Genomic DNA, 13,342 nt, shown 5'->3' on the forward strand with positions numbered 1-13,342 from the left:
TAGACAATCAGGACATTGTCCTTGTTTTGTATTCGTACTAAACATCGTTGGAGAGATATGAAGGGCTTTGGCTTGCGTTAGTGAGGCATAGAAAGTTCGTAAATGGGGGGTAATATCGAAATAAGTGCCGATGTCAGAACGTCGGGATCCTGCAAAGGGATGAGAATTTATGACTACAATATTCGTAAAAGCAGTATTTCCCTGAGCAAGTTGACGTTCTGCCTCTTTTTGAAAACCTTCTATCAAGAGAGAGCTTTTCCCCGATCCTGAAACACCTGTAATGGCGACAACAGCATGAAGGGGGACGGAAACTTTAAGATTACGAATATAATGGATAGATAAACATACAGTTAAGCTGGCTGTTGAAAGTTTGTAGTGATGAGAAATCTCCGTTGGAGGAAAATAACGTTGGGGAGCACTGAGATAGCCCCCCTCAGGTCCTGATTGGGGACCAAGGTAGACAACATGATCCGCATAAGGGACTAAGGATGTCGTGCGGTCCGTAGCAATCACAGTATTATGATTTGCTACAAGTTCCTTCAGTAACTGTACGAGTACAGGAACATCGTCGGGATGCAATCCAGATAGAAGGTCTTCAAAAAGATAAACACTGTGGGTAAGATTTGTAGAAATTTTTTTTGCCAAGTGCAGACGATAAAATTCTCCGTTACTGAGTGTGTTTTGCTTTTGCCCTAAAGTGATGTAGTTTAAGCCTACCTTATCTATAAATGTAAGACGATTCATCAGATCTTGGATTACGTACATTGCAGTGTCATCCTGAATGTTTTTTAGAAAAGTACGTAAGAATGTGGTGTCCTTATTGTAAATATCTATGAGGGAAGTTGTTCCTATGCGAATGTTCTGAGCATAGACATGCAAGCCCCAACCCTTACAAGAGGGACACACCTGCTTAATTATCAGAGGTGTAATTAGAGGAACATGGGGAGCTTGACTCAGGTGTTCTGTAAGCAAATCATTCAACCCTCCATGGATCTTTGTGCCTTTACAGAGTATGTGAATAGCAGATTTGCTAAGAGTGCTTAAAGATTGTAATGGTGAGATTTTCTGACGCTTGAGTAGTTGTAGTAAGGGCTGAGTAGAAGAATTTGGAAAAAACACAGTAAAGAGTTCAAGAGGGGTGTAATGAAGGATTTTATCTTTATGATGCTCTAATGAAACTTTAAGTACTTTTCCAAAACCACGGCATTGATGACAACGCCCTTCTTCATGGTCTGTGGAAAGGAGTTCTTGCGAAATCTCAGGATAAAGAGTGCCTTGACTGTCCTGCCATCCCAAGGAATACGACAATGCAATCGGATTTCCTTGAGTCTCTATGTACACACAGGGTTGGGCAGATAGGGAAAATGCTAAGGATAACGCAGATAGTAGTGAAACTTTGTGCTGATCAGAAACTTTAATATGTTGAATGATCAGCGCGGGATTTTCCAAATTTTCATTCATGACTTCATCTAAGTCGTAGATTTTTCCTGCTGCAAAAAATTTTAAAAAACCTTCCTTACGTTTCGTCTCCAGGAAGATTGGAAGATTTGCTTCTGAAGGGATGGGAGCTGTGATAGTCACATAGCAGTCCATATGATGAGTGAGTAAGTCCTCAACAATCGTTTGTGGTGTTAGCTTACAGAGCTTTTCTCCTGTAAGAGGAGAAAAAGGCTGGCCTAATAAGGCAAACAATTTTTCTAAACCATGACTGATACCTAATGCCGAGGCTAACGTATGATGTGAAAGATCCCGAGGAATTCCGCGTTGTTTTACAGCAATAATGGGAGGGAGTCCTTCTACCTTACCTACGTTAGGTAAGGGTGTTTCTTTAAGAAGTCCTTGGCGGATGTAGGGAGGGAAAAGCTCAGCATAGGCAATATTCCCAGAGGCATAGAGAATATCAAAGACTAAAGAATGTTTTCCTGATGCTGAAGGTCCTGCAATAGCAATGAGAGCATTATGAGGTAAAGTCAGATCAATGTGTTTTAGGTTGTTCTGGTGAGCATTGTGTATTACAATGGTACTTGGCCCTGGAAGCGGAGAATACGATCTTTCAAGAGAAAATGGAGTGAGCTTATCTTGTAAGTAAGGGGCTAATGCTTGAGCCGTCGGAGTTCCTAGTTGGACTAATTCTTTTGGAGAGCATGAGGCTAATACATACCCGCCTTGATCACCTCCTTCGGGACCTAGCTCCAGAACATAATCAGCACTTTTCACTACATGCATGTTGTGTTCAATGACGATCACCGTATGTCCTTGATCAGTTAAAGAACGGAGTATTGTGATTAAAGTTTTCACATCGTGAGTATGTAATCCTGTTGTAGGTTCATCTAAAACATAGAGAGTGGGTTTTGAAGAGGCAAGAAGAAGCTCATAGGCAAGCATCAATCGCTGAATCTCCCCGCCTGACAATGTAGATAGAGGTCGTCCTAAGGGTAAGTGGTCTAAGCCTAACGAGCATAATGCGTCGATCTTTTCATAAATATGTGGATGGGAGATGAAAAACTTCTTTGCTTCGTACACTGTCATTTCCAAAATGTCGGCAATACTTTTGCCTTTATAGAGAATATCCAAAATCTGCGGTTGGTAACGGCGTCCTTGACATTCGGAACAAGGGAGGGGAGTATCTTCATGAGAGGGGGCCGTAGTGCCTAAGCCTCGACAGGAAAGACATCTGCCTAGCGGAAGGTTAAAACTAAAATGACCTTTTGTTAGACCACAGCGTCGGCTATGGGGTTGTGAGGAAAAAAGTTGTCGTAATTCGTCAAAAGCTTTGATATAAGTCAGAGGAATAGAACGCTGAGAACGTCCAGGAAGATCTCTCGTAATATGGACAAGGCGTTCTAAACGACCTCCTTCAAAATGTAAAGTCTCAGGACAATTTCCGTTAAGGAAGCTTTCGACAACAGGCACCAACGTGTCATTAATTAAAGAGGATTTCCCTGATCCCGAGACTCCTGTTATGGCTGTTAGCCTAGCTAAAGGTAAGCAGACAGTCAAGTTTTTAAGGTTATGAATTGTTGCCTGGGTTAACGAGAGCCAGGTAGAAGGAAGAGGACGTGCTGAAGGAATGGGGATAGTATACTCACAGCGGAGATATTTTGCTGTTAATGACTGTGATGTTGCTAAGAAATCCTTAGGTGTCCCATTAAAAAGAACTTTTCCTCCAAAGATGCCAGCACTAGGACCAATATCTATGATTCTATCGGCAAACGATAACATATGCTCATCATGTTCAACAAGTACTACAGTGTTTCCTTGGTCCCGAAGCTTTCGAATGATATGCATGAGCTTGTGTGTATCTTTGGGATGTAGGCCTATAGAAGGCTCGTCCAAGATATAAGTAATTCCAAATAATTGTCCGCCAAGATGTTTAGCGATCGCTGTGCGTTCTTGCTCGCCTCCTGAAAGTGTAGCTAAAGCTCTATCGGGAGTGAGGTAACCTAAGCCAAGATCTACGAGGAAAGAAAGTCGTTGTTGTAACCCTTTCAAGACTTCAAGAACAGTAGAAGAGTCGGTATCTAGATTAGAGAAAAAGGAGAGCCAATCACTCAAAGGAAGACGTTGAAAATCTGCAAATGTCTTTCCTCGCCATGTAGCTGCAGAAGCGTACTCTCCGATTCCTGTACCTGTACATTGGCGGCATATACAGCTTAACATACCATCAGAAAGATAATGAGAGGGTTTTGCAGTATAACGGACCTTATTTCCAATGTCGTTAAGAACACCTCTCCACACTTTATATGTGAGGTTTTTCTTTCCTGTAGCAGAGTCAAATAGACAGACGGGAAGAACGAGGTTTCCTTTTCCTCTTAAAAAAGCATCCCGAATATCTTCAGAAAGATTTCTCCACGGCGTATCTAAACTAAAATTTAGAGTATCGGCAAGAGCTTGATACAGAGCATGATTTAGCTGTGTCGAACACTTACCTGCAAAAGTGCAACAATTCTGTCGTATAGAAAGATCTTCACGAATAAGAGTAGGATCTTTAATAGTGATATATATTCCCGATCCCTGGCAGGAAGGGCAGTGAGGATCAGAAATGTGAGGAGAAAAAAGTCGGGGAGTAAGAGGCATGTACGTTTGATTTGTTTCAGCAAAGTATTGTTCGGTAGAGAATGTCAATAATTTTTGATCGACAAGTAGGGAACAGTGGCCTTGTCCTAAGGCGAGAGCAGTAAATAGACTGACTTTAAGACGCGCAGAATTACTCTTGTTTGTTATTAATGTATCAACGACGATATCAGCAGACCCTTCTTTAGGAATGCCTGTGGAGAGAAAGGAATAGATCGGCACTATAGTGTTGTTCATACGTATTTTTGTAAACCCTTGCTGAATATAGTCTTGGACTTTCTCAACATTTTTGTGAAAAATAGGAGCAAGGAAAGTAAGTTGTGTATTGACGGGGATCTCCTGAAGAGTAGCAAGAATTTTTTCTTTACTCTGTATGTTGAGGATTGTCTTAGTCTCAGGATCACGGGCTTCACCTTCCAAAGTAAAGAGAAGAGCTAAATGAGAGAAAAGTTCTGTAGTGTTTCCAATAGTAGCATGGTTATGATGAAAAAAATAATTTTGTTTTACCGCAATTGTTGGGGAGAGTCCTTGGATTTCACGGACTTTGGGATTGGGAAGAGATGAGAGCATAGTGGCAAAGAAGGTGGGAAGAATAGAAACAAAACGCTTTCTTCCCGCAGCGTATAAGGTATCAAAAGCGAGGGATGATTTTCCTGATCCAGAAACACCAGTGAGTAGAACGATTTCTCCAGAGTTAAAGGTTATAGAGATATTTTTAAGATTCCTAACCGTGATTCCAGAAAGATGAACAGGGAATGAGACCATAGGAGTTGCTCATGATAACTTAAGAGGTTGAGTTGCTCCAACCTGAAAACGAGAAGGCGGAGAAACTCAATGATGCTTAGGGATTTCTAAGTACAAAGTAAAGCGTAGTCATGTATATTCCTGCAAGTATCGTCAAAGTAATCAAGCTAAAAAATTATCTCAATATTAAGGTGGGGGAATACATAGAGATTCCCAACTCTGGATTTGGGTGTAATTTTGATAAGAAAAATAGAGGCGTATGATCACAAGAACTAAAGTTATTTGTACAATAGGACCAGCATCAAGTACCCAGGAAATGTTAGCCAAACTTTTGGATGAAGGCATGAACGTTGCCAGGTTAAACTTTAGTCATGGCACTCACGAAAGCCATGGAGAAATTATCCGCATGCTTAAGAAACTTCGAGAGCAGAAACAAGCACCTCTAGCGATTATGTTGGATACTAAAGGACCTGAAATTCGTTTAGGTTTTATCCCCACACCAATTAAAGTGACACAAGGACAGAAGATTACTCTCTTAAATAAAAAGGTTGAGGGTACTACCAAAGGAGGAGTTTCTTTATTACCCAGTGGAATTTTTCCTTATGTGCATGAAGGTGTTGATGTTCTCATAGATGATGGTTATCTACACGGTGTTGTTACTGCTTCTGGGACAGACAGTTTAGAATTAGAATTTATAAACTCTGGAGAACTTAAATCACACAAATCCCTGAGTATCCGTGGTTTAGATGTTGCACTCCCTTTTATGACAGAGCAGGACATCTCTGATCTTAAATTTGGCGTGGAACAGGGGATAGATATCATTGCTGCATCTTTTGTGCGTTACGGTGAAGATATCGAAACTATGCGAAAATGTTTGAAAGATTTTGGTAGCCCTCACCTTCCGATTATTGCAAAAATAGAAAATCGCCTAGGGGTAGAAAACTTTCTTCAGATTGTAAAACTCGCTGATGGCATTATGATTGCCAGAGGTGATTTGGGAATCGAGTTGTCAGTTGTTGAAGTTCCTAATTTGCAAAAGATGATGACGAAAGTTTCTAGAGAAACAGGACGTCTCTGTGTTACGGCAACACAAATGCTTGAATCTATGATGCGCAATGTATTACCTACACGAGCTGAAGTTTCTGATATTGCCAATGCTATTTATGATGGCACCTCAGCTGTTATGCTTTCTGGAGAGACAGCATCGGGGCAGCACCCCATAGCTGCTGTTAGAATGATGCGTGCTGTAATTCAGGAAACGGAAAAAAATCTTTCCTACGAAGCATTCTTAGTTTTAGATGATAGTCAGTCTGCTGTTAAAGTTTCTCCTTGCCTTGCTTCCATCGGATTGGCAGGGATTCAAATTGCAGAGAAAGCAAATGCTAAAGCCATCATTGTGTATACAGAATCTGGAAGTACTCCTATTTTCCTTTCTAAGTACCGCCCTAAATTTCCGATTATTGCAGTAACTCCGAATGCTTCGGTATATTATCGCTTAGCCTTAGAGTGGAGTGTCTATCCTATGCTTACTCATGAGGTAGAAAGGACTATATGGCGGCGTGAGGCATGTCTATATGGCATAGAACAAGGCATCTTGTCCAATTATGATAGGATTTTGGTGCTCAGCCGTGGGGCGGATATAAAAGAAACAAATAACCTAACTTTGACAATCGTTAACGATATTTTAACAAATACTACCTCTTGTTAATAAGGAGAGGGTTCCTTTGTTTTTTGTCATAAAAGCTTTGCAGAGCAGCTTCTAAAGATGCCTGAGAATTAGGGAGTTTTTTCTCCAAAGATCGCTTTGAGTATACAGCTACAGAGCCTGTTTTTTTATAATGCTTGTGAAGCTGCTTTGAATTATCTGTTAAATCAAAGACCGCAGGAAACTGATTAGGAAGAGTAAGAAGATCTTCAAAGTTTCTAAAAGTAAAAGAGGTATAGGCAGACAAGTTTTGCTGTGATTCTTGAAGGTGTGTGGAACTTTGTAAGGCTAGGGTTAAAGTAGCCCCAGAAAAGCATACGGCCAAAGCTTCAAGAAAAGACATATACTGAGGAAGAGAGGCTTGTACAACGATGACAAGAATGTGACTATAGCGATACTTCTTCTTAACAATAGGAGAAAGTTTCCTTTTCCATCGTTTATGGATCCATAGCCATTGTTCGGGCTTACAAGCAATTCCCTTCTCAAGAAAGGTCATCAGCTCGTCCATGAGCTTCTTAATTGCTTCTTTCATAGGAAGATTTTTATCAGCGTAGAATTTGGGACTAGGAATCACTTGATAATCTTGCTCCCGACGATAAACAGTAATGGCTATGACAGGCCTCCCTGTTTTATATGCTAGTAATGCAGGAGATGTTGTAGTAAACGCAGGAGACCCAAACAAAGAATAGGCATATGGAGACATGAGTAGTGCCTGATCTCCAACAATACCAACGAACTGACCTTTACGTAAAGCTTCTATAGCATGATGGATACCATGTTTTGGTTCTACTATTTTTCCCTTAAATACTTCTCGTAAGGCAAAAATCTTTTTACTAAGTTTGCGATTTTTTATTGGCTTAGCAAACGCTAATCCTGAGTAATTTTTTGTAATGAAAAGAAAAGGAAGTTCCCAATTTGCTTGGTGACCAGAAAATAGAATCACACCTTTGTTTTCTTCTAATTCTTGAAAAGTTTGTTTCAGTCCGTCGTCGGAAAGGACTTCTTGAGAGGTAAACCCTTCGGGTTGTTGTGAAGATGTCGTTATAGAAATTAAACTATCAATATTTTGGATAAGTTTTTCGATTCCGAGCAACTCTAAAATTGTAATCATAAAATGCTGCAAAGATTCCTTAGCCAAAATATAACGCTCGTGAAATGGTTTATGAGGAAACGCTAAGGCTAAATTCGTAAGGGATGTTTTGCGGTAATCTGCAATAGTATAGAAAGCCAATGTTCCTAAGATCTTCCCTACGCGACGTAAAATCATCATCGGTATTCGTTTACATACTGCAATCGTACCGATAACTACATAGTAGAGAGGCGCTTCTAAAAGATTTTGCTGAATCTGACGTAGTTTCTGCGGCATGATGTACCTTAAAGCCCGTACGTATACCGCGGGATGGGGTTTGTAAACAAATCAGGATAGTTATGGCTAGAATTCATGAAATATGAACTTTGGCTTTAAAGCATCCCACGGACAGACAGAGAGCTAGCAAGGCAGTACTGATGAGAATTAAACCAATTATGGGCGTACTCATGCCTAAAAATACACCAGTTTGTCCAAAAACTCCAACAGAAAGTAAAATCAATGCTATAACTGATGCAGTAGCGAGTAACCCAAAGACGAAAGTCAAGATTGTCATTATTATCTTTCTTGTTCTGGGAGTAACACAACAGCACATCGTATTGGTAAAACACCCAATCCCTAGAGGAATGCATTCTGTTAAACACATAACTATATCTTGATTTTGAGAACAACAAACAAATGCTAATCTATGAGAATAATCTTTTCTATATGTTTTGCATTTTATTTTTTTTAATTCATCATCAAAAAAGGCTTCCTGGAAAAAGTAAAATAGCATGGTTCTTGAATCAGAACTATTCTAATCTTATAGCGATTAGAATTAAACCAATTGTAGGCTTAGACATTGCCTAAAAGAAAACCGAGTCTCCAGTAATAGTAACACTAATATTTATCATAGAATTGTTATAGTTATTGATAGAGTAAAAATTATAACATAGGTTTTCTCTGTTTCCTCTTTGGTTACTGGGTTGAACAAGCAATAGCAATGTAGAGACAACAATATTCAGATCTAAAAGAAGAATTGTTCTGTAAACAACGAAGATATTTTTTAGCTATTCTCACTAGTAAAAACTACTCATTCATTTCAACGGTCTTGTTTATATATTTTTGTTGTTTCCGTGGGTTGGGTTTGGATAATCACTTTATTATTTCGGATTTCCGCAGAAAGATTTAAAGGAGCACCATTTTTAGTAAAGAGAGTAAGTTTTCTTAGATATTCACGAAAACGATGCCGGATGCCAGCTTCATCGATAAGAGCAAGATCATGCAAAATGCCATGTTCTTGAGCAATAATAGATTGGAGAAAGGTATTTTCTAAAGTCTTTTCATCCAGAAACTCTACAGCCCAACTGATAGGGATATGATTATAGGGAGGTGCCATCACAATGGTCAGTGCCATATTGTTCTTTACAACATCTAAAAACAGCTTACTAACATCCTTGACATAAAGAGGAAGATCCATCTGGTAAATGCCTTGATGTAAGACAATAGGAAGTACGGGCTCTAAAGTATATACTTGTGGATTTACAGTAGCAATGTACTTAACAGGGAAGAAGAGGAAGACAGGTAAATTAAGGTTAAGGGGAATAAATTCTTGTTTAAGAAAGAGTAGGCGTAGAAAATCCGCTTGAGGATCATTCAAATTCATATACGTGTTTTCAAAGGGAATCAGGATTTTTTTCCATCCTTGAGGAATAGGAAAAATAATTTCGTCATGATTTCCTTGAGCGATGCGGTTTCTTTCTAATTCTTCGAAGGAGATTTTATTTAAGTTAAAAGTCAACTCGAGGCCTTGCTCTTTCAAAGCATTCACGTATTCTTTAGGACCACTTACTTTTTGATTGAGATACTTCGGCCAAATATCTAAATACTCATACCCTTTGGGGGGACTGCCTATGGGAGTAGTTACGGTAATGACAATATCTTCAGTTACATATTGGGTAAGCCGGATGGAAACATCATTTGCATCTACACTGTGGATTTCTTTGCGTATATTAATTTCATGATCTAGAGTAACAAGATTACATTTATCGATAGTAGCAATCCAGCTTTCGGAATGACCTGTGACACTGATCACAACCTCAAGGTTTGTGGAACGTAGATCTTGAACAGTACTTTTATTCCCTGTAATGGTTAAGGAGACTTTTTTGCTCAGCAAGCCGTTTTTTTGTAGACCCAGGACCGTTTGTTCGGGTTCCAAGTCGACAATGCGTATGGGAATGTTCGTAAGCGTTCGTGTGATAGTCACGCTCTGTCCTACTAAGATCCAAATAATTATAGCAAATCCTAAGGAGACAGCTTTTCTAGGCCAGTTTCGAATAAACAATTGTGAAAAAAAATTAATCATTTCTTCCAAATCCGGGAAATCAAAGGTTTTCGTTTGTGTTCCTTAGGAGAAAGAATGCTACGCAGTACTGCCTTGAATTTATCAATTTGTACACCCCTTGTCAGTAGGCCGCCTCGTGATAAAGAAACACTACCATTCTCTTCAGAGACTGTGATAATTAATGCATCTGTGCGTTGGCTAGCTCCTAAAGCAGCACGATGCCGTGTTCCCATAGATCGTGAAAGTTGAGTAGTATCATGAGCAAGCGGAAGGACTACGCGAGCATAGGTGAGAGTTTCCCCTCTCAGGATTACTGCACCATCGTGTAGGGGCGACGAAGGCTCGAAAATTGTTTCTAATAGTTCTTCAGAAAAATTCGCATTGATGTTTACTGAAGAGAAACTTAAGTATTCATCAAAGGAGTCTTTGTTTTCCATGACGATAAGAGCCCCAATTTGTCGTTCTGATAATTGGTATACACTTGCGGCCAACTGCTCAACAAATTGATCTTGTGTATCAATAACAAATTTTTTCCCATGAAAACGTATTCGAGATAAAGCAAGACGAATTTCTGGTTGGAAAATGATAAAGACAACAATGGTAGCAATGTTGACGACATGTAACATGAGTCTACGAATAATAGGAAGATGGAGTTTGTCAGCAAGAACAAAAAGTAAAAGGAAAGCAAGCAACCCAAAGACTACGTCCATAGCACGCGTTCCCCAAAAAATTTTTAAAAGATAATTCAGCATTACCCAGATCAAAAGAATTTCTAGAAGAGGCGTAGTATAATAAATAATATCAAAGGGCATAGTGTTACTAGGTTTTTAGGCAGAATGCTTAAACAAGCACGCAGCTGTCGTCCAGAAAGGAGATGTCTTACATCGTAACATATCCAACAAAAAAGGTTAACAGCAAAGCATTTTATAGTTGCAATAGTTTGCTTTATACTTCAAATTGCAGTTTTTTAATTTGCATATTGATTCTGGAGCAATATGGACGCTGTCATCTTATCTAGAATACAGTTTGGATTGTTTGTAGGTTTTCATTACCTCTTTGTTCCTCTTAGCATGGGATTAAGTATGATGCTTGTTCTTATGGAAGGACTCTACTTAATTACCAAAAAAACCTTGTATAAACAGATGACTTGGTTTTGGGTAGGCATTTTTGCCTTGACTTTTGTTGTAGGCGTGGTTACAGGTATTATGCAGATTTTTTCCTTCGGTTCTAACTGGGCGAATTTTTCTGAGTATACCGGAAATATTTTTGGCACTTTGCTAGGAAGTGAAGGCATTTTTGCTTTTTTCTTGGAATCAGGGTTTTTAGGCATCTTGCTATTCGGTCGGCATAAGGTTTCTAAAAAAATGCATTTTTTTGCGACCTGCATGGTGATGCTAGGTGCACATATGAGTGCCTTTTGGATTATTTGTGCTAATTCTTGGATGCAAACACCTTCGGGATATACAATGGTCATGCAGCATGGAAAACTCATACCTGCACTTACCTCATTTTGGGAAGTCGTCTTTTCCCCAACCACAATGCATCGTTTTGGTCATGTAGTGTTAGGAACATGGCTTTCAGGAATTTTTCTTGTCATCGGAATTTCTGCTTACTATTTGCATAGACAGCGGCATACGACATTTGCTAAAAAAGGACTGAAATTAGGTGTGATTTGTGCTGCTGTAGTTCTTATTTTACAACTTTGGTCCGCTGATATTACAGCTCGTGGCGTTGCTAAAAATCAACCAGCGAAGCTAGCAAGCTTTGAAGGAGTGTTTAAAACTGAAAACTCTAGTCCTATGTGGTTGTTTGGCTATGTAGATGTAAAAAATGAACGTGTCATTGGGCTCCCACTTCCTGGAGGACTCTCCTTTTTAGTCCATAGAAATATTAAAAGTCCCGTTATAGGCCTAGATCAGTTCCCCAAGGAGGAATGGCCTAATGTTCCTGTTGTCTTTCAGCTCTACCATCTTATGATTCTATGTTGGGGCCTCATGGTCTTACTAACAGTGATCGCTTGGTTTGTTTATAAGGAAAAACGTTGGGCTTTAAATTCTTGTATGCTTGGTATATTAACATTTTCTATGCTTGTCCCCGAAGTCTGTAATGAGGTTGGCTGGTGCGCTGCGGAAATCGGCAGACAACCTTGGGTAGTTCAGGGCTTACTAAAGACTAAAGATGCAATTTCCCCAATCGTACAACCAGGTCAAGTTATACAGTCCTTGCTCATGTTTAGCTGTGTCTTTACAGGCCTTTTGTCTCTTTTTATCGTGCTTTTGTGTAAAAAGGTAAAACGAGGTCCTGATGAAAAGGATCTCATAGAACTAACAAACTTAAGTCAGAGGTGATTTTGTGGAACTCTCCCTAACCGCTATTTTACCAATAGTTTGGTATGTGATTTTGGGTGCTGCTGTCTTTGCTTATGCACTAGGCGATGGTTTTGACCTTGGATTAGGTATTATCTACCCAATGGCGAAAGACAACACAGAACGTCGCATCTTATTGAACTCCATAGGGCCTGTATGGGATGGTAATGAAGTTTGGCTTATTATTATTGTCGGAGGGTTATTTGCAGGATTTCCTAGAGCTTATGCAAATCTTCTATCGATTTTTTATATGCCCATTTGGACACTCGTACTCATGTACATCTGTCGGGGTTGTGCCTTAGAGTTTCGTAGCAAATCAGAATCTTCGTCTTGGCAGACGGTGTGGGATGTAGTCTTTGTAGTTTCTGGCATGGCCATTGGTTTATTTTTAGGTACACTTGTAGGCAACATTATCCTTGGTTTACCTTTATCCCCAGAGACTCCTTATTCCTCGTTATCCTGGTTGTTATTTTTCCGCCCCTACGCCGTTTTATGCGGAAGCCTTGTAGTTAGTGCTTTTGCCATTCATGGTGCATGCTTTGCTTTAATGAAAACTTCAGGACCCCTCCAAAAACGTATTGCTAATCGTTTTTCTCATGTCTTATCTGTATTTTTAGTATTCTACTTATTCATCTTGTTCGTGAGTGTAACGACTATTCATAAACGTTTTGATGCCTTTCCTACTAATCCCTTGTTGATTTTGTCTATTGTTTTGATCTTTAGTTGTTGCGTAGCGGCTAGGACCAGTGTATCTCGAAAACGTTATGGATATGCTTTTATCTATTCTGCTTTGAATTTACTGATGTTAATTTTATCTGCAGTTATTTTGACCTTTCCTAACCTTCTTTTATCCACAATAAATCCTGAATACAGTTACACGATTTACAATAGTGTTGTTGAAGTAAAAACTCTAAAAAGTTTATTGCTTATTGTCCTTATTGGTTTGCCTTTGGCGAGTGCTTATAGTATCTATGTGTATCGTGTATTTAGAGGTAAAACAGATTTTCCTTCTATTTATTAAGGAATTCCAGGGGAGAGCTGTT

Annotated in this window: 7 protein-coding genes and 2 pseudogenes; 3 read left to right on the plus strand and 6 right to left on the minus strand. The window is 39.4% G+C overall.

Annotation, left to right across the window (positions count from 1 at the left end; genetic code table 11):
- Window positions 1–243: 243 nt before the first annotated feature.
- A pseudogene (locus Cs308_RS05115) lies at window positions 244–312 on the minus strand (hypothetical protein); the annotation flags it as partial.
- 1,047 nt (window positions 313–1,359) lie between these two features.
- Window positions 1,360–4,839 (minus strand): annotated as a pseudogene (uvrA, locus tag Cs308_RS05120) (excinuclease ABC subunit UvrA); the annotation flags it as partial.
- 238 nt (window positions 4,840–5,077) lie between these two features.
- Between uvrA and pyk the strand changes: the two are divergent.
- A complete protein-coding gene (gene pyk, locus Cs308_RS03450) occupies window positions 5,078–6,526 on the plus strand; it encodes a pyruvate kinase (protein WP_066482590.1) in 1,449 nt (482 codons plus the stop codon).
- On the opposite strand, the gene Cs308_RS03455 is transcribed toward pyk, so the two are convergent.
- The 4 genes from Cs308_RS03455 to cdaA form a co-directional block, all read right to left on the minus strand.
- A complete protein-coding gene (locus Cs308_RS03455) occupies window positions 6,513–7,889 on the minus strand; it encodes an LpxL/LpxP family acyltransferase (RefSeq protein WP_066482592.1) in 1,377 nt (458 codons plus the stop codon). The genes pyk and Cs308_RS03455 overlap by 14 nt on opposite strands.
- 73 nt (window positions 7,890–7,962) lie before the next feature.
- Entirely contained in the window at window positions 7,963–8,166 is a 204-nt protein-coding gene (locus Cs308_RS05040; protein WP_156506733.1) for a hypothetical protein, read from the minus strand.
- A 525-nt stretch (window positions 8,167–8,691) separates the two neighbouring features.
- Window positions 8,692–9,954: a YbbR-like domain-containing protein gene (locus tag Cs308_RS03465; RefSeq protein WP_066483435.1), complete on the minus strand. Its 1,263-nt coding sequence runs from the start codon at window positions 9,952–9,954 to the stop codon at window positions 8,692–8,694.
- Window positions 9,951–10,745 (minus strand): diadenylate cyclase CdaA, encoded by a 795-nt coding sequence (cdaA, locus tag Cs308_RS03470; RefSeq protein WP_066482600.1) that lies wholly within the window; start codon window positions 10,743–10,745, stop codon window positions 9,951–9,953. Before cdaA ends, Cs308_RS03465 begins: the two co-directional genes overlap by 4 nt.
- Before the next feature lie 183 nt (window positions 10,746–10,928).
- Here cdaA and Cs308_RS03475 point away from each other — a divergent pair, with 183 nt between their 5' ends.
- Window positions 10,929–12,281 carry a cytochrome ubiquinol oxidase subunit I gene (locus Cs308_RS03475; RefSeq protein ID WP_066482604.1) on the plus strand — a complete coding sequence of 451 codons (1,353 nt, stop codon included), beginning with the start codon at window positions 10,929–10,931 and terminating at the stop codon, window positions 12,279–12,281.
- Window positions 12,282–12,285: 4 nt separating this feature from the next.
- On the plus strand, window positions 12,286–13,320 hold the full coding sequence (gene cydB / locus Cs308_RS03480; RefSeq protein ID WP_066482620.1) for a cytochrome d ubiquinol oxidase subunit II: 1,035 nt from the start codon (window positions 12,286–12,288) through the stop codon (window positions 13,318–13,320).
- The last annotated feature ends 22 nt before the right edge of the window (window positions 13,321–13,342 follow it).

The organism is Candidatus Chlamydia sanziniae (genome assembly GCF_001653975.1).
GTDB classification, from domain to species: Bacteria; Chlamydiota; Chlamydiia; order Chlamydiales; family Chlamydiaceae; genus Chlamydia; species Chlamydia sanziniae.